General features: G+C 70.1%; 16 protein-coding genes. 9 read left to right on the top strand and 7 right to left on the bottom strand.

The annotated features are described in order from the left end of the window. Positions 1 to 15: 15 nt before the first annotated feature. From AB0P18_RS00750 to AB0P18_RS00740, 3 genes are read left to right on the top strand one after another with little or no spacing between them, the layout of a single operon-like run. Positions 16 to 1026, top strand: a complete 1011-nt coding sequence (locus AB0P18_RS00750; RefSeq protein ID WP_344055940.1) for an aldo/keto reductase family protein — start codon at positions 16 to 18, stop codon at positions 1024 to 1026. A gap of 15 nt (positions 1027 to 1041) precedes the next feature. After that, entirely contained in the window at positions 1042 to 1524 is a 483-nt protein-coding gene (locus AB0P18_RS00745; protein ID WP_363358490.1) for an NUDIX domain-containing protein, read from the top strand. A 35-nt stretch (positions 1525 to 1559) separates the two neighbouring features. Beyond that, entirely contained in the window at positions 1560 to 2144 is a 585-nt protein-coding gene (locus AB0P18_RS00740; RefSeq protein WP_363358489.1) for a dihydrofolate reductase family protein, read from the top strand. Here AB0P18_RS00740 and AB0P18_RS00735 read toward each other — a convergent pair. The 4 genes from AB0P18_RS00735 to AB0P18_RS00720 are packed head-to-tail and all read right to left on the bottom strand — an operon-like array spanning position 2135 to position 6035. Beyond that, on the bottom strand, positions 2135 to 3013 hold the full coding sequence (locus AB0P18_RS00735; protein WP_363358488.1) for a hypothetical protein: 879 nt from the start codon (positions 3011 to 3013) through the stop codon (positions 2135 to 2137). The genes AB0P18_RS00740 and AB0P18_RS00735 overlap by 10 nt on opposite strands. Before the next feature lie 9 nt (positions 3014 to 3022). Then, entirely contained in the window at positions 3023 to 3481 is a 459-nt protein-coding gene (locus AB0P18_RS00730) for a MarR family transcriptional regulator (RefSeq protein ID WP_344055936.1), read from the bottom strand. Positions 3482 to 3486: 5 nt separating this feature from the next. Beyond that, positions 3487 to 5106 carry a polyketide antibiotic transporter gene (locus AB0P18_RS00725; RefSeq protein ID WP_363358487.1) on the bottom strand — a complete coding sequence of 540 codons (1620 nt, stop codon included), beginning with the start codon at positions 5104 to 5106 and terminating at the stop codon, positions 3487 to 3489. Further along, positions 5103 to 6035, bottom strand: a complete 933-nt coding sequence (locus AB0P18_RS00720) for an ABC transporter ATP-binding protein (protein WP_363358486.1) — start codon at positions 6033 to 6035, stop codon at positions 5103 to 5105. The genes AB0P18_RS00725 and AB0P18_RS00720 overlap by 4 nt, the downstream gene beginning before the upstream one ends. 137 nt (positions 6036 to 6172) lie before the next feature. Here AB0P18_RS00720 and AB0P18_RS00715 point away from each other — a divergent pair, with 137 nt between their 5' ends. From AB0P18_RS00715 to AB0P18_RS00700, 4 genes are read left to right on the top strand one after another with little or no spacing between them, the layout of a single operon-like run. Then, positions 6173 to 6829 (top strand): GntR family transcriptional regulator, encoded by a 657-nt coding sequence (locus tag AB0P18_RS00715; RefSeq protein WP_363359094.1) that lies wholly within the window; start codon positions 6173 to 6175, stop codon positions 6827 to 6829. Further along, a complete protein-coding gene (locus AB0P18_RS00710) occupies positions 6826 to 8352 on the top strand; it encodes an MmgE/PrpD family protein (protein WP_363358485.1) in 1527 nt (508 codons plus the stop codon). The genes AB0P18_RS00715 and AB0P18_RS00710 overlap by 4 nt, the downstream gene beginning before the upstream one ends. Next, positions 8352 to 9251, top strand: coding sequence for a methylisocitrate lyase (gene prpB / locus AB0P18_RS00705; protein WP_363358484.1), 900 nt, complete (start codon positions 8352 to 8354; stop codon positions 9249 to 9251). The genes AB0P18_RS00710 and prpB overlap by 1 nt, the downstream gene beginning before the upstream one ends. 20 nt (positions 9252 to 9271) lie before the next feature. Next, a complete protein-coding gene (locus AB0P18_RS00700; protein ID WP_363358483.1) occupies positions 9272 to 10465 on the top strand; it encodes a bifunctional 2-methylcitrate synthase/citrate synthase in 1194 nt (397 codons plus the stop codon). A 33-nt stretch (positions 10466 to 10498) separates the two neighbouring features. Here AB0P18_RS00700 and AB0P18_RS00695 read toward each other — a convergent pair whose 3' ends face one another. Next, positions 10499 to 11458, bottom strand: a complete 960-nt coding sequence (locus AB0P18_RS00695; protein ID WP_363358482.1) for a type II CAAX endopeptidase family protein — start codon at positions 11456 to 11458, stop codon at positions 10499 to 10501. 19 nt (positions 11459 to 11477) lie between these two features. Continuing rightward, positions 11478 to 13109: an alpha/beta hydrolase gene (locus tag AB0P18_RS00690; protein ID WP_363358481.1), complete on the bottom strand. Its 1632-nt coding sequence runs from the start codon at positions 13107 to 13109 to the stop codon at positions 11478 to 11480. Between the two features lie 113 nt (positions 13110 to 13222). On the opposite strand from AB0P18_RS00690, the gene AB0P18_RS00685 reads away from it, so the two are divergent. Continuing rightward, positions 13223 to 14725, top strand: a complete 1503-nt coding sequence (locus tag AB0P18_RS00685) for a helix-turn-helix transcriptional regulator (protein WP_344055927.1) — start codon at positions 13223 to 13225, stop codon at positions 14723 to 14725. A gap of 47 nt (positions 14726 to 14772) precedes the next feature. Continuing rightward, positions 14773 to 15951 (top strand): thiolase family protein, encoded by a 1179-nt coding sequence (locus tag AB0P18_RS00680; RefSeq protein ID WP_363358480.1) that lies wholly within the window; start codon positions 14773 to 14775, stop codon positions 15949 to 15951. A gap of 122 nt (positions 15952 to 16073) precedes the next feature. Here AB0P18_RS00680 and AB0P18_RS00675 read toward each other — a convergent pair whose 3' ends face one another. Continuing rightward, the gene (locus AB0P18_RS00675) at positions 16074 to 17423 is read right to left on the bottom strand and encodes a DUF222 domain-containing protein (RefSeq protein ID WP_363358479.1); all 1350 of its coding nucleotides are present in this window, start codon (positions 17421 to 17423) and stop codon (positions 16074 to 16076) included. Positions 17424 to 17485 lie beyond the last annotated feature (62 nt).

Here is a 17485-nt window from a genome sequence, read left to right as displayed (position 1 = left end):
GAGTAGCGTTATCGGATGGTCAATTATCGATATCTCGGAAACAGCGGACTCAAGGTCTCGGAGATCACGTACGGCAACTGGGTGACGCACGGCTCGCAGGTCGACGACACCGACGCGATCGCCACGGTGCACGCGGCCCTGGATGCCGGCATCACCACGTTCGACACGGCCGACGCGTACGCGAACACCGCCGCGGAATCCGTCCTCGGCAAGGCGATCCAGGGGCAGCGTCGCGAGTCGCTCGAGATCTTCACGAAGGTCTACTGGCCGACGGGTCCCGGCGGGGCGAACGACAGCGGCCTCAGCCGCAAGCACATCATGGAGTCGATCAACGGCTCGCTGAAGCGCCTCGGCACCGACTACGTCGAGCTCTACCAGGCGCACCGCTACGACTACGAGACCCCGATCGAGGAGACGTTCACGGCGTTCGCCGACATCGTCCGCCAGGGCAAGGCGCTGTACATCGGCGTCTCGGAGTGGACCGCAGAGCAGCTGCGCGAGGGTCACGCGCTCGCCAAGGAGCTCAACTTCCAGCTCATCTCGAACCAGCCCCAGTACTCGATGCTGTGGCGGGTCATCGAAGACAAGGTCGTTCCGGCCTCCGAAGAGCTCGGGATCTCGCAGATCGTGTGGTCGCCGATGGCGCAGGGCGTGCTGAGCGGCAAGTACCTGCCGGGGCAGCCGGCGCCCGAGGGCTCGCGCGCGACCGACGAGAAGAGCGGCGCGAACTTCATCAAGCGCTTCATGGACGACGACGTGCTGACCGCCGTGCAGAAGCTCAAGCCCATCGCCGAGCAGGCGGGCCTGTCGATGCCGCAGCTCGCGATCGCCTGGGTGCTGCAGAACCCGAACGTCGCCGCGGCCCTGGTGGGGGCGTCGCGTCCGGAGCAGATCGCGTCGAACGTGGCGGCGTCGGGTGTGACGCTGGATGCCGACACCCTGGCCGCGATCGATGCGGCCGTCGGCGGGGTCGCCGTCACCGATGCGGAGGAGACGTACTCCGTCTCGCCGAAGACGCGTCCCTGACCTCCGCGTCCTGACATGCCGACCTCCAGCGCGGGCATCCTCCTCTACCGGCTCGAGGAGGGCGCCCCGCCGGAGGTGCTGATCGCGCATATGGGCGGACCCTTTTGGGCGCGCAAGGACGCCGGGGCGTGGTCGATCCCGAAGGGCGAATACGACCCCGACGAGGAGGGCGCGCTGGACGCGGCGCTTCGCGAGTTCCGCGAAGAGCTCGGCGTCGCGGCCCCCGATGCCGACTACGCCGAGCTCGGGACGTTCGCGTACTCGTCCGGCAAACGCGTGACGGTGTTCGTCGCGGACGGCTCGGCCCTCGCGCTGGACGGCCTCGCCTTCGGTGAGTTCGAGATGCAGTGGCCGCCCCGCTCCGGCCGGGTCCAGTCCTTCCCAGAGGTCGACCAGGTGGAGTGGGTGAGGATGGATGCCGCCCGCGAGCGGCTCGTGAAGGGTCAGCGGCCCGCGATCGATGCGCTCGAGCGGCACCTGGCGGATGCGCAGCACTGAGCCCGGCATCCGCTGACGACACGAAGGAGGACGGCGTGCGCGCGCTGGTGTACTACATCGCCACCACGATCGACGGATTCATCGCCGACGCGGACGGTGACTTCTCGCAGTTCCCGGTCGACCCCGCCACCCTTGCGGACCTGTTCGCGAGGTATCCCGAGACGTGCCCGGCGCATGTGCGAGCAGCCCTCGGGGGCACCGCACCTCCGCGGCGCTTCGACACGGTGCTCATGGGCAGGCGGACGCACGAGCCCGCCGTGCAGGCGGGCCTCATCGACGGCGCCTATCCGCATCTGCGGCAGATCGTCGTGACCCACCGCGAAGTGCCCGCCTCGGCGCACATCGAGACGATTTCCGGAGACGTCGCCGCCCGCGTGGCGGAACTGAAGGCGGAGCCGGGCGCCGACATCTGGCTGTGCGGCGGAGGCGACCTCGCCGGGCAGCTGGCGGACCAGATCGACGAGATGCAGCTGAAGATCAACCCGCTCGCCCTCGGGCGCGGTGTCCCGCTCTTCGGCGGCGCAGGCATCCCTCGCGCACTGGACCTCGAGGCGGTCGGTGTCGAGCCGCTGCCCGGAGGCGTGATCCTCGCGACCTACCGGCGTGCGGGTCAGTTGTAGCCCGGGGGCGGTGTCGCGGTCGGCGTCGGACCGGGGTTCTCCACGACCGGGATGTCGTCGGCCGGAAGCGACGCACCGGCGGGCACCGCGACCACGACGCCGCCCGGCAGCAGCGTGTAGTCGATCTGCTCGCCGAGGCCCGTGAACAGATCGCCGTCGGCCTCGGAATACCAGGCGGGCAGTGAGACCGTCGCCTGCACCGCGGACGCCTTCTCGATCGGGATGCAGACGATCTGGGCGGAGGGGAGATCCGCGATGATCATGCAGAACCGCTGGTCCGTCGTCGGCCCCGCCCCGACCGTCCGGCCGTACAGGATGCCGTAGGGAGTGAGCTGCTCCCAGATCAGCTGGTCGGCGACCGCCTCCGCACCCGGCAGAGCCAGGATGTCTTCGCGCAGACCCGCGAAGTAGGCCGCGTACTGCGCGTCATAGCCCGCCGCGCGCTGCTCCGCGGCGATCGCCGCTGCCCGTGCCTGCGCCGACGGGCGCTGCGGATCGCCCGACCGGGAGATGCTCCAGGCCGTGCCGCCGAGGAGCAGCGCGACGACCGCCGTCGCCGCGATGGCGGCGACGTGGCGGCGCGAGGCCCGGAGAGGCGCGATCGGGGTCGGCATGCGCCGCTCGGCCGCCGGCTCCGCAGCCTCCTGTTCGTCATCGGGCGCGCCGCTCTCGGTGAGGGCGGGCGTGATCTCGGGCGCGGGAAGTCGCGCGCCGCGCTCGGCACGTGCCCGCTCTTCGAGCTCGTCGAGCCGGCTCACGGCCTCCGCATCGTCGAAGATGTCGGCGTCCGGTCCGTACGCGCGTGCGCGCAGCGCCTCGAGCTCTGCACGCTCGAGGGCGGTCAGGGCGCCGGGCTGGTGTTCGGGCACGCATTCAGGCTAACCGCGGTCGCGCTCGGCGTCCCATTCGTCCAAGAGGCGCGGCATCCGCTCGCCGAGGAAGCGGAAGAATCCCGACATGTCGCGGGCGCGCGCGACCGACTGGGGAGCGTCGGCGTTGTCATCCGCGACGCGGTCCACGAAGTCGGCGAGGCGCTCGTACAGCGGCAGATTGGCGGTGAGGACCACGCGCCAGCCGTCGTCGGCGATGTCGTAGCGGTCCCGTCGGTCGCCGTGGTGGGGGAGCCGATGGATGATGTGGATCGCCTGCAGATAGCGCACGGCGCCCGAGACAGCAGCCGCCGACACTCCGAGCCGATCGGCGAGCTCCGCCGCCGTGTAGCCTGCGTCGGGCGAGCCGACGAGCGCCATCATCACACGGGCGGGCATGCGCGGCATCCCGGCCGCCGTCATCATCGCCGCGGCCTGTTCGGCGGCCTCCGTTCCGCGGTGTTCCACAGTCCTCATCCTGCCGGAGCCAGCTCGCGTCGGCGCATGAGCGCGGCCGTCGCGCCGCCGATCACCGCGATCGCCACGAGGAGCCCCCACAGTCCCTGCAGATCCACGCCGTCGCCGTTCACCGTGGGTGCGGCGGCGATCGGCGCCGCATGGACCAGCCAGTCGGGGAAGCCGAAGAGCGGACCGAAGAGCCCGAGCACCATCGCGAGCATCACGAGCGTCCAGCCGAGGGGGATCGTCACGCGGGGAGCCAGCACGAAGACGAGCGCTGTCAGCACCAGGAACACGCTCGCCGCGACGACCTGTCCCGATCCGACGACCGCGACATCGCCCATCAGCGACCAGTCGCCGTCGCGGCCCGCGATGCCGAGGGCCGCGCCGACGACGGCGGAGGCGACGACGATCACGATCGCCGCGAACCCGACGACGACGTAGCCGGAGAGCCAGCGCACCCTGTCGACCGGTGTCGCGAGCACTGCCTCGGCCGTGCCGTGGGCCTCCTCCGAGCGCGCGCGGCAGACCGTCTGCACGGCGGCGCAGGCGGCGAGGATCCCGAGCATCTCGAAGAAGATGATGACCGCGCCCTGGGCGATGCTGCCGTTCGCGCTGATGACCTCGAGGATCGCCTGCACCGACGGCAGCTCGGTCACCACGTCGGCGAGGACGCCTGCGAGACTCGTCGCGAGCAGCCCGGTCAACAGTCCGCCGGCGGCCCAGCCCAGGATCGACCCGCGCGTGAGCCGCCACACCAGACCCGTCGGTCCGGCCAGGGAGGCCGAGGCGTCGGGGCGGCCGCGCCGCTCGGGGACGAGGCTTGCGCCGAAGTCGCGGGTGCTCTGGATCGCGACGGATGCTGCGGCGAGTGCGAGCCCGAACACGACGCACAGCACGAGCGGCCACAGCGCGTCGTCGGCGAAAGGGCGCGACTGCTCACCCCAGCCGAACGGCGAGAGCCACGTCAGCCATGAGCTCTCGATGCGCTGGAGGTCCGCGGTCGGCGTCCCCAGCGCGTTGCCGAGGCCCGCGAGCAGGAAGGTCAGCAGCAGGATCCACACCGCGAGCGCATTGGCGCCCCGCGACGTGCGCATGAGCTGCCCGGCGATGAGCCCGATGCCGAGGAAGGTCACTCCCACCGCACCGGCTCCGAAACCTGCGACGAACGATCCGCCGGCGGCGAGCCCCGTGCTGAGCAGAGCGAGCGAGGTGAGAAGCGCCAGTCCGAGGTTGGCGAGCAGTCCGTGCGCGACCGTGGCCAGAACCGGCACCGTCCGCCCGGCGGGTGTCGCGGCGACCAGCTCGGTCCTGCCGAGCTCCTCGTCCATGCGGGTGTGCCGGACCGCCAGGAACGAGCTCATGAAAGCGGCGTCGATCGCGAGGAACGGTAAGATCAGGAACAGCATGAATGCGCCTTCGTCGGCGCCGGACGGCAGTCCGCGGAACAGCATGATGACCGGGTTGGCGATCGCGGTGGCCAACAGCGCCTCGCGGTCCTGCTGCGTGCCGTACGACTGGGTGACTCCGACGTACGTGAGGTACGCGAGCAGCGCCGTCCCGACGATCCACATCAGCAGCTGCCAGCGGTCTCGACGGATCCGCTCCCGCAGCAGGGTCGCGAACGCGTTCATCGGCCGGACCCGCTCTGCGCATCCTCCGGTTGCGGCCGGTCGCCGTAGTGACGGAGGAACAGCTCCTCGAGGGACGGCGGCTCGATGCGCAGCCCGCTGACGTTGCGCCGGGCGAGCTCCGGCAGTGCCGCCGCGACGCGATCGCTGTCGATCGTGACGTGCGCACGGCCCTCGGAGATCCGCGCGTCATGCGCGCCGGGGATGCCGTCGGCCGCGGCGATCTCCGCCGCCTCGAACGAGATCTCCGTGCGGGTGAGGTGGCGCAGGTCTGCGAGTGTGCCGGATTCGACCACTCGGCCGGCGCGGATGATGCTGACGCGATCGCACAGCAGCTCGACCTCCGACAGGATGTGGCTCGACAGCAGCACCGTGGCCCCGGCATCCTTCACCCGGGCCATCTCGCGGCGGAACACCACCTCCATCAGGGGATCCAGACCGCTCGTGGGCTCGTCGAAGATGTACAGCTCGGCGGGCACCGCCAGGGCTGCGATCAAAGCGACCTTCTGCCGGTTGCCCTTCGAGTACGCCCGTCCCTTCGTGCGGGGATCGAACTGGAACTCCTCCATCAGCCGTCGCTTCTGCGCACGGTAGGCGGCGTCACGGCTGCCGGCACCCCGCAGCCGGGCGAGCACGTCGATCGACTCGCCGCCGGACAGGTTGGGCCAGATGCTCACATCCCCCGGAACGTACGCGATCCGCCGGTGCAGCCCCACTGTTTCCCGCCACGGGTCCTCTTCGAACACGCGCACCTTGCCGGATGTCGCCCGGGCGAGTCCGAGCAGGATGCGGATCGTGGTCGACTTCCCGGCGCCGTTGGGTCCGAGGAAGCCGTGCACCTGTCCCGCCTCGACCTGCAGGTCCAGTCCGTCCAGGGCGTGGACGGTTCCGTAGCGCTTGATGAGGGATGTCGTGCGGATCACGCTGCTCATGCGACGAACGATACGCCTGTTTCAGTAATTTGTGAATGCAGTGACGGCGGTCCGTGGTGTATACCGAAACCCCGACCCAGGCGACTTCGTGGCCTCCTTCACGTTATTGTGTATACAATCAGAGGAGAAGGGTGACCATGCGAGCAAGTGATCGGGCGTACGCCGCGCTCCTGGACCAGATCCAGTCCGGCGATCTCGCTCCCGGCACCGTGCTCGCCGAGGTCGAGCAGGCCGCCCGACTCGGGGTGAGCCGCACGCCGCTCCGCGAAGCACTGGGGCGTCTTGCGGCCGACGGCCTCGTCGTCCAGCAGTCCCCGCGCGTGACCGTCGTCAGCGACATCGACGTCGCCGACATCCGCGCGCTGTTCGAGGTGCGCCGCGCCCTCGAGGAGACCGCCGCGCGCCTGGCCGCCACCCGCGCCGACGCCGACGTGTTCGCCGCGCTCGCCGTCGAGTTCGCCGGCGTCGGCGCCCTCGACCGCGACGACGGGCGTGACGCGTACTACGCGCTCATCGCCCGTTTCGACGCGCAGCTGGACGCCGCGATCGACAACGACTACCTCACGTCGGCTCTGCGCGGCATCCGCACCCACCTCGTGCGGGTGCGGCGCCTGGCCCGCGACATCCCCGAGCGACTGGCCGCCTCGGTCGCCGAGCACCGCCTGATCGCCTCCGCGATCGCCGATCGGGATGCCGACCTCGCCGCCCACGCGACCCACGTGCACCTGCACAACGCTCTGACCACGATCCTCGCGTCGCTCGACGCACCGTCCGCTCTGAAAGGCACGGCATGACCACCACGCACCACCTCCGCGTCCACCGCAGTGACGAGCACCTCTCCCGCGAGGGACAGCTCGCCTGGCGCATCGCCGAGATCGCCGCCGATCCCGTCGAGGTCGACCAGGACGTCGTCGACATGATCATCAACCGGGTGATCGACAACGCCGCCGTGGCCGCGGCATCCCTCACCCGGGCGCCCGTGAGCGCCGCCCGCCAGCAGGCGCTCGACCACGCGGTGTCGATCAGCGGCAAGGGGGCGACCGTCTTCGGCTGCAGCGTCGAGCGGCGGACGAGCCCCGAGTGGGCGGCGTGGGCGAACGGCGTCGCCGTGCGCGAGCTCGACTACCACGACACCTTCCTCGCCGCGGAGTACTCGCACCCCGGCGACAACATCCCGCCGATCGTCGCGGTCGCGCAGCACGTCGGCGCCGACGGCCGGGCGCTCGTGCGCGGAATCGCCACCGGCTACGAGATCCAGATCGACCTCGTGCGCGCGATCTCGCTCCACAAGCACAAGATCGACCATGTCGCCCACCTCGGCCCGTCGGCCGCCGCCGGGATCGGCACACTCCTGGACCTCCCGGTCGAGACGATCTACCAGGCCGTCGGTCAGGCGCTGCACACGACGACCGCGACCCGGCAGTCCCGCAAGGGCGAGATCTCCACGTGGAAGGCGCACGCTCCCGCGTTCGCCGGGAAGATGGCCGTGGAGGCTGTCGACCGCGCGATGCGCGGCGAGACCTCGCCGAGCCCGATCTACGAGGGCGAAGACGGCGTGATCGCCTGGCTGCTGGACGGTCCCGACGCCTCGTACGAGGTGCCGCTGCCGGCGACCGGGGAGTCCAAGCGCGGCATCCTCGATTCGTACACGAAGGAGCACTCCGCGGAGTACCAGGCGCAGGCCTGGATCGACCTGGCCCGCAAGCTCCACAACGAGCGCCCCGATGCCTTCGCCCCGGAGAACATCGAGTCGATCGTGCTGCACACGAGCCACCACACGCACTACGTGATCGGCTCGGGCGCGAACGACCCGCAGAAGTACGACCCGCACGCCTCACGCGAGACGCTGGACCACTCGATCCCGTTCATCTTCACCGTCGCGCTGCAGGACGGCACGTGGCACCACGTCGACTCCTACGCTCCCGAGCGCGCGACCCGCGAGGACACCGTCGCCCTGTGGCACAAGGTCACGACGGCGGAGGACGCCGAGTGGACTCGCCGTTACCACTCGGAGGACCCGAACGAGAAGGCCTTCGGCGGCCGCGTCGTGATCCGCTTCACCGACGGCACCGAGCTCGTCGACGAGATCGCGGTGGCCGATGCCCACCCGCTCGGGGCGCGTCCGTTCGCACGCGAGGACTACGTCCGCAAGTTCCGCATCCTCGCCGAGCCGGTGCTCCTGCCCGAGGAGATCGAGCGGTTCCTGGACCTCGCCCAGCGCCTGCCCGATCTCACCGCCGAAGAGGTCGGTCGGCTCACGATCGTCGCGAAGCCCGGTGTGCTCGCGACCGCGCCCGCCCCGAAGGGGCTGTTCTGATGCTGTACGCGCAGACACCGGCGGCCGAGAAACGGCGGCTGTTCCGTGAGCGGCTGGCGTCGGGGGAGCTGCTGCGCTTCCCCGGCGCGTTCAACCCGCTGAGCGCGAAGCTCATCGAGCGCAAGGGATTCGAGGGCGTCTACATCTCCGGTGCCGTGCTGTCCGCCGACCTCGGTCTGCCCGACATCGGTCTGACGACCCTCAGCGAGGTCGCCGGTCGCGGGCAGCAGATCGCGCGGATGACCGAGCTGCCGGCCCTCATCGACGCCGACACGGGGTTCGGCGAGCCGATGAATGTCGCGCGGACGATCCAGACGCTCGAGGACGCCGGCCTTGCCGGCATGCACATCGAGGATCAGATCAACCCGAAGCGCTGCGGTCACCTCGACGGAAAGGCCGTCGTCGACCAGGACACCGCGATCAAGCGCATCCGCGCGGCGGTCGACGCGCGTCGCGATCCGAACTTCCTGATCATGGCGCGCACCGACATCCGCGCGGTGGACGGTCTCGAGGCGGCGCTCGACCGCGCGAAGGCGCTCGTGGATGCCGGGGCCGACGCGATCTTCCCCGAAGCGATGCGCTCCCTCGAGGAGTTCGCCGCTGTGCGCGCCGCGGTCGACGTGCCGATCCTCGCGAACATGACCGAGTTCGGAAAGAGCGACCTGTTCTCCGTCGATCAGCTCCAGAGCGTCGGCGTGAACATCGTGATCTGGCCGGTGTCGCTCCTGCGCATCGCGATGGGGGCCGCCGGCCGGGCGCTGGATACGCTGATCGACGAGGGGCACCTGACCTCGAAGCTCGGCGAGATGCAGCATCGCGCCGACCTCTACGACCTGATCGACTACGAGGATTACAACCACTTCGACACTTCGGTGTTCAACTTCCAGATCGCCCGCTGAGCCTCCCGAGGAAGAGAGAGATGACAGACATCGAGATCAAGAAGGGCCTCGCCGGGGTCACCGTCGACTACACCGCCGTGTCGAAGGTCAATCCCGAGACGAACAGCCTGCTCTACCGCGGCTACCCGGTCCAGGAGCTCGCCGCGACGCAGTCGTTCGAGGCCGTCGCGTACCTGCTCTGGTACGGCGAGCTGCCGGATGCCGACCAGTTGGCGGCGTTCACCGCCGAGGAGCGGGCGAACCGGGCGCTGGATGACAACGTCCGCGAAGCGATCGACCTCACGCCGCTGGACGCCCACCCGATGGACGTGTTGCGCACGGCCGTCTCCCTCGTCGGGGCTTCCGACCCCGCTGCGTTCGACAGCTCGCGCGAGTCCGATCTGGCGAAGTCGCGGCGCCTGCTCGCCAAGCTCCCCGCGATGGTCGCCTACGACCAGCGCCGACGCCACGGGCTCGGCATCCTGGATCCTCGGGAGGATCTGGACTACTCGCAGAACTTCCTCTGGATGGCGTTCGGCGAAGAGCCGGACCCCGTGGTCGCGCAGGCGTTCAACGTGTCGATGATCCTGTACGCGGAGCACTCGTTCAACGCCTCGACGTTCACGGCCCGCGTCATCACGAGCACGATGTCCGACCTGTACTCCGCGGTCGTCGGGGCGATCGGGGCCCTCAAGGGACCGCTGCACGGTGGCGCGAACGAGGCCGTGATGCACATCTTCGACGAGATCGGCTCGGCGCAGAACGTCGGACCGTGGCTGGACACCGCGCTCGCCGAGAAGCGCAAGATCATGGGCTTCGGGCACCGCGTGTACAAGCACGGCGATTCGCGCGTGCCGACGATGAAGGCCGCGCTGGACACCCTGGTCGAGCACTACTCGGCGCAGGGCGACAGCGCCCGCGACCTCGCCGCGCTGTACGACGCGCTCGAGGCCGACTTCGTTGCGCGGAAGGGCATCTACCCCAATCTCGATTACCCGTCGGGGCCGGCGTACAACCTGATGGGCTTCGACACGCTCACCTTCACACCGCTGTTCGTCGCGGCGCGGGTGACCGGGTGGACGGCGCACATCATGGAGCAGGCCGCCTCGAACGCCCTCATCCGGCCGCTGTCGGCGTACAACGGTCCCGACGAGCGTCACATCGACGGCTACGTTCCGGATGCCGCGCTCGATGCCGCAGCCACCTTGGACCGCCCGGAGGAGGCCGCCGGCTGACCCTGCCCCCCAGCAGCCGGCGGCCTCGCCTTCTCAACCGGCGAGGATGCGCTCGCCGTGGTGCCGAGCCGGGTGCAGATCGAGGTCTTCGGCCTCGCGCTGGTAGCGCGGATAGCTGAGCCTGCCGCGGGTCGCGAGCAGCACGATGATCGCGATCACGAAGTATCCGATCGTGGCGCCGAATCCGACGAGCATGGCCGACGTGTCCGCCGCGATCGTTCCGCCCGCCGCCAGGCGCTGGAAGTACGTCACGGAGCCGTCGATCGAGCCGTGCAGGAGGATGCAGAGCGCGAGGCTCGCCTGCGTGTTGTTGGAGAGCCAGGTGAAGATGAACGTCATCCCGATCACGGTGAGGGTGAAGAAGCCCAGCCCGAACATCCCCTGGCCGATGTCGCCGCTGCCGAACCAGGACGGGATGTACAGCGAGAAGTGCCACGTCGCCCACAGCAGCGACAGGTAGAACGTGCCCCGGAACGGACCGTACTTGTTCTGCATCCGCGGGAGGGCGAATCCGCGCCAGCCGGTCTCCTCGAAGAGCGGTCCGAAGATGAAGTGCGCGGCGTACGAAGCCGGGTAGATCACGAGTGACGTCAGCGCGAAGGCGGCACCCGCGTCTGTCGCGCCGAGGATGAGCGTCACGATCACCGCGGTGCCCGGAAGCAGCAGGATCGCCACCAGGTACCACTGGATTCCGTGCCGGAACGAGATGAGGCGGCTCGCGAGACGCCGGATGCCGGGCTTGCCGTCGATGAGCCCGACCATGAGGAACGCGGTTCCGGTCACACCGATCGCGATCCCCGGGAGTACCCAGATCGTCGGGGCGAATGTGTCGGGATTGAACGCCGGCACACCGAGGAGGATGAGCGGGCTCCACAGCAGCCATGTCACCGCGTAGGCGATGACGAAGAACATCGTCAGGGGGCGCCGGCGGGCGAGGCCCCGGATGCCGGGCTCGCGGGTGGCGTCGGTGCGGGGTTCGGTCGCCGTGGTCATGATGATCCTTTCGCCGTGCTCACTGCTGGAACGGCTGCTTGTCCTGCGCGCAGAACGTGCCGGCCTCGGGAAGCGTGCCGTCCAGGATGTAGGCGGCGATCAGGTCGTCGGCGCAGGTGCTCCGGTTCAGCAGCGACGTGTGCCCGTATCCGTTGACGGTCAGCAATACGGATCCCTCGAGAAGATCGGAGTTCTGCACCGCGTTCTTGTAGGGCGTCGACGGGTCGTGGGTCGTGTTGACGACCAGGGCGGGCTGAGAGGTCTTCACCTTCCACGGGCCCGTGTAGGGATCGGCCGCATTCACCTGCCAGAAGCTGCACGGCACGTCGAAATACAGCGTCGCCAGACCGCTGTATCCCGCCTGCTGCTGCACTTCCACCGCGAGCGTCGGGATGCGCTCGGGTGCTACGGCGGCAGCATCCCCGCAGGCGATGCTGAGCGCCTGCTCGGGTCCGACATACGTCGTCGCCGGTGGCTCCGGCGCAGCATCCGACGAGGCGTCCCCGTCCGGCTGCGCGGGAGCGGGCGCGGGGTTCGTCGCCGCCTCGTAGATGGTCTGCAGCGCGGTGGCCGTTCCCACCCACCCTTGCGCCCCCGGGATGGGAGCGCTGACGTCCATGCCGTTGTCGACGTCCGTCACCAGGTCGGTGAGGGTGATCGTGCGTGGTCCGGCGGCCGACGAGAAGGTCACCGGACCTGCCGCCAGGATGTTCTGAAGGTCCGTCCACTTCTGGCGCGTCTGCTGGACCGTAGGCGCGGCGAACGCGCACTCATCAGGCCCTGCGGTCGCGCAGAGGACGAAGAACTGATCGAGCACCTCGGCGTTGTCCAGCGATCCGATGCGCACGCCGAGTGTCTGCTGGGCATCGGGATCGCCGTCGTTCGTCCAGTTCTGGGGGCTCAGGTTGCCGTCGAGGACGAAGGAGCGGATCTGATCGGGGAACATGTTCGCGTAGGTCATGCCGAGGAACGTGCCGTACGACACGCCCCAGTAGTTCAGTGGTTCGCCGCCGGTGGCCCGGCGCAGCTGTTCGAGGTCCCGCGCCGTGTCTCCGGTGGAGACGTGTGCGGCCAGATCACCGGCGTTCGACGCGCACGCCTCGCCCAACTCCGCGTACGCCTCGTTCCAGGCCTGCTGCTCGTCGAAGGTGAGGGGGAAGTCGCCCACCGGGCCGATGACCTCTCCCTCGGCATCCGCGTCGGGATAGCACTGCACGGCGGTGGACTCGCCGACCCCGCGGGGGTCCCAGCTGACGAGGTCGAAAGCGTCGCGCACCGTCTGAGGGAAGAGCTCGTACCAGGCCGGGAACTGTCCCGATCCCGTGCCACCCGGTCCGCCGGGGTTGAAGAACAGCGTGCCCTGGCTCTCTCCGGAGACGGCGGGCATCCGGCGCAGAGCGAGCGAGATCGTCTCACCGCCCGGATCGGCGTAATCCAGCGGCACCTCGTAGGTCGCGCACTCGAGCCCCTCGATCACGGCATCGTCTCCCGCGCACGCGGCCCAGGAGACCGGAGCGTCCGAGAAGGTCCACTCGGAGTCGTCCGTCCCCTCCTCGGCGGTGCATCCCGCCAACGCGAGTGCGATGACCGCGATCGGAACGGCGATGAGTCGGACGAAGCGAGGACGGCTGGGCAGCGGGCGCGGCGACATGGAACTCCTTGGCGTAGGGGAACGGTTCATTCCATCGAGGCCCCGGTGCCCGCCACTTCCCCCAGAATGGGGGAATCCGCGGATGGGGGGCCGTCCGCAGAAGGGGCGATGTCGTGCGCGATCTGGATGATCTCGACCGGGACCTGCTTGCCCGGCTCGCGCTCGTGGAGGTGATCACACCGCTGTTGGCGGCCGTGCTCGCCGAGGACGACGACGATCCCGCGGATGACGCCGTGATGGCGGTGGCCGGTCAGCTCGATCGCCTGAGGGCGAGCGGCGCCGTGGTCATCGACCCCGGGAGCGGTCAGACGGCCGTGGAGCCGGGTCTGCGGTCAGGGGCATTGACGCAGTGGGAGCGGCGCCCGGCGATGCGGCGCGGCCTGCTCGCACGGGCAGCCGTCTGGTACGAACGCGAAGGCATGCTGCTGCTCGCGATTCGCTGCGCGGCCGATGCGGGTGAGTGGCTCTTCGTCGGCGCACTCCTCATGCGCAGCGTCGCACTGCTGTTCGCGGGTCGTGATCGGGAAGCGCTGCTGATCGAACTCGATCGCATTCCGCGGCATCTAGCGCCCAGTGATCCCGCCCTCGCGGCGGCGCTGTCGGCGCTGGCGTTCTGTCGCGGCCAGCGGGAGGCGTTCCGCAGGGAGCTTCGCGTCGCCGTGCAGGCCGTGCGGGCCGCCGTCGCCCCGGTCCCGCCGCCGACGATCGCGGCCGTGCACATCCTGACCGCCGAGCGCGCTCTGATGGACGGGCAGCCGGAGGCGATGCTGATGAGTGCCCGCGCCGCCGTGGAGGCGGTGCGGATGCTGGATCCGGCCACGACGCCCGCCTGGCCGATCTACGTCGACGTGGCCGAGACGCTCGCGGGGCACGCCGAGCTGTGGGCGGGGTCCCTGGAGCGGGGCGTGCGGATGCTCGCGGACCGCCGTGGCGTGCCGCAGGCATCGGAGTTCGTTGCCGTGCGCGCAGACGGCTTCCGAGCGATCGGCTTGGCCCTGCTCGGCGAAGCGCGCAGCGCCGCGCTCGCGGCCGAGACCGCTCTCGCCCCCGCGCGAGCCCTCGGCTGGGACGATCAGCCGGTGACCGCGCCCGCGTGGGCAGCGAGTGCTCTTGCGGCCGCCGATGACGAGCGCGATGAGGACGCGCGCGTCGCGCTCGCCGCGCTCGCGCCCATGCGCGAGATGGGCGGGGTCGATCCACTGGTGGCTGTCGTCGCGGATCTCGCCGAGATCGAGCTGCTCCGTCGCAGCTCCGGGGAGGCGTCAGCGCGGTTGCGGATCCTCGCCATCGATTCGGAGGCGGCCCGATGGCGCGGCTCTGCGGAGCGGATCGCCGCATTGCAGGCCGCGCTGCGCCCTCGCCCCGACGCGCCCACCGTCGTCTTGACGGCCCGAGAGCGCGAGGTCCTCGCCCTCCTTCCCTCGCTGCTGACGATGGCTGAGATCGCTGCGCGCCTGTACCTGAGCTTCCACACCGTCAGACAGCATGCGAAGTCGGTCTACCGCAAGCTCGGGGTGAGTCGCCGCAGCGACGCCGTGCGCGTCGCCCGTGAGCGAGGGCTGCTCATCGCCGGCGACGGCGACGACGCCTCCCCGCGATCCATGTCGGCTCCGTAGGCTGGACACGGCGATGCCGCCGACCCGGCTCGCCAGGAGGCAGCGCCATGAGCCGCACCGCCGTCATCGTCGACGTCGTCCGAACGCCGTCCGGCAGAGGCAAGCCCGGGGGAGCGCTGTCGGGCGTGCACCCGATCGACCTCGCGGCGCTCGTCCTGCGGTCGGTGCTCGAGCGGAACGGGCTGGAGTCGACACAGATCGACGACGTGCTGCTGGGCTGTGTGAGCCAGGTCGGCGATCAGGGTATGAACGTCGCCCGGCACGCGGTCCTTGCCGCCGGGTTCGATGAGTCGGTGCCGGCCACGACGATCGACCGGCAGTGCGGTTCGAGCCAACAGGCCGCGCATTTCGCCGCGCAGGGGGTGATCGCCGGGGCCTACGAAATCGTGATCGCCGGCGGGGTGGAGTCGATGAGCCGGGTGCCGCTCGGGTCGTCGCGCGCGGGGGGCACCCGCTCGCCGCTCCTGCGGGAGCGCTATCCCGAGGGGCTCGTGAATCAGGGCGTGTCGGCCGAGCTGATCGCCCAGAAGTGGGGACTCTCGCGCGAGGTGCTGGATGCCTATGCGGTGGAATCTCATCGACGGGCGGCGGATGCGGCATCCGATGGTCTCTTCTCCTCTCAGCTGATCCCGGTGGAGGTGGACGGCGCGCTCGTCACCGCGGATGAGACCGTGCGCGCGGGGACGACGATCGAGGGCCTGTCCGGTCTCGCACCGGCCTTCCGGACGGAGGAGATGGCGGCGCGCTTCACCGAGGTCGACTGGCGGATCACGCCCGGCAACTCCTCGCCGCTGACCGACGGAGCGTCGGCCGCGCTCATCATGAGCGAGGAGAAGGCCGTCGAGCTCGGGCTTCGACCGCGAGCGCGGTTCGTGTCGTTCGCCGTGGTGGGCGATGACCCGCTCATGATGCTGACCGGGCCGATCCCGGCCACGCGGCGTCTGCTCGAGCGCAGCAACCTCACGATCGACGACCTCGACGCGTACGAGGTGAACGAGGCGTTCGCCTCGGTGCCGCTCGCGTGGGCGCATGACCTGCACGCCGATCCCGATCGTCTGAACGCGTGGGGTGGAGCCATCGCGCTCGGGCATGCGCTCGGGTCGTCGGGCACGCGCCTGCTCGGGACGCTCATGGCGAGCCTCGAGGAATCCGGCGGACGGTTTGGGCTGCAGACGATGTGCGAGGGCGGCGGGATGGCGAACGCGACGCTGATCGAGCGGCTGTAGCTGCTTCGCTCGGCGGTTCCCGCGCCCTCACGCTCACGCGCTCTTGCCCACGCGCTCGCGGCCCACGCGCGCTCCCGCCTCGCTGGTGCCACCGGCGGCCTCGCTCAGGCGGCGTAGTCGTATCAGGCGGCGTAGTCGTATTTGGCGCGGCCGCCGAGGCGCGGCGTGCGAGCCGGATCGACGTGGGGCGGAGGGATGAACCAGACTTTCGCGCTGATGCCGATTCCGTCGATCCGAATCTCCCACCCATTGTCGTGGATGCGGTGGTGACAGCTTTCGCAGAGACAGACGCCGTTGGCGAGGTCGGTGGGTCCAGCATCCCGTGCCCACCAGCGGATGTGATGGACCTTGACGTGTCCGGGTGGGACGCCGCACATCGCGCATCCGCCGTCTCGTTCGAGCAGGGCGAGGCGTTGGTTGCGGGAGAAGAGCCGTCGGGTGCGGCCCCAGTCGAGGATCTGCCCGGTGCCGTCGAGCACGCAGGAGATGATCTCGCCGGCGGCGGCCATCCGGCGGGCGGTGGCGACTGAGACCGGGGCGGTGATGCCGTCGATCGTGGCGTATCCGGTGCCGTTGATGAGGTTGTCGTGGTCGATGCGCACGATGACGGCGGCGCCCTGGAGCGGGAGGTCGGTCTGCGAGCATCCGAGCGCGTGTTCACACAGCCGCACGAGCGCATCGGCGTGCATCTGCACGACGGACCGGCGTGGGGCATGCGAGTCGGCGGTCCCGTCCCGCGGGTCATCCCGCGTGGCCCGCATCTCGGCCGACACCAGTGCTTCGATCGCGACCTTGACCGGGGCGCCGTGCTCGGGCGTGAGTCGCCCGGTGATCTCGAACATGCCGTCCACCTCGCGCATGATCAGCTGCTCGAGTCCGCGCTTCTCGTCCTCCCGCGGAGCAACCCCGTCGGGGTCGAGCCATGCCTCGGCGTGCACGAGCAACCGGTGCAGCTGATCCATCGAGAGCCCTGGCGCCTGCTCGGCCAGCGTCTTCTCGGCGACCTCGATCGCCTCGTGCCCGGCCCGCAGGGCGACACGGTCGAGCATGCCGATGATCGCCCCTGCGGCCTGCGCAGTCAGGCCCGCCTCCTGCAGTGCCGCGGCCACGTGCGGGTGGCGGGCGGGGGCCTTCTCACCCGAGAGGAGCTGCCGCGGCGCGGTCGCCTCACCGACCTTGACCAGTCGGGCGGCGTCCCCGGTCGACGTGCCCGCGGTCGCCGCGATCAGCGCGGTCGGGTTTCGGAATCCTTGCGTCTTGGCCAGACTCCCAGGTCCGAGCTCGGGACGGGACCGTCGCGCGATCTCGGCGGCCAGCTGCGCCCGGTCCGCGTCGAGCATCCGCTGCATGCGGCAGTACCGTTCGTTCACGGCCACGAGGTCACTGTCGCTGAGCGACGCGGCATCCGGCCCGCTCCACACGGCGCGCACGCCCTCGACCTCTGCGGGGAGGAGATCGAGCGCCCTGTTCATAGAACAAATGTACGAGGGGCCACCGACATCGCACGGGGCGCGGCGGCGGGTACCGTTGCGAC

The sequence above is a fragment of the Microbacterium sp. NPDC064584 genome (assembly GCF_040687315.1).
GTDB classification, from domain to species: Bacteria; Actinomycetota; Actinomycetes; order Actinomycetales; family Microbacteriaceae; genus Microbacterium; species Microbacterium lacus.
Note: the sequence above shows the minus strand (reverse complement) of the source record. Positions and strands in the feature narration are given on the sequence as shown.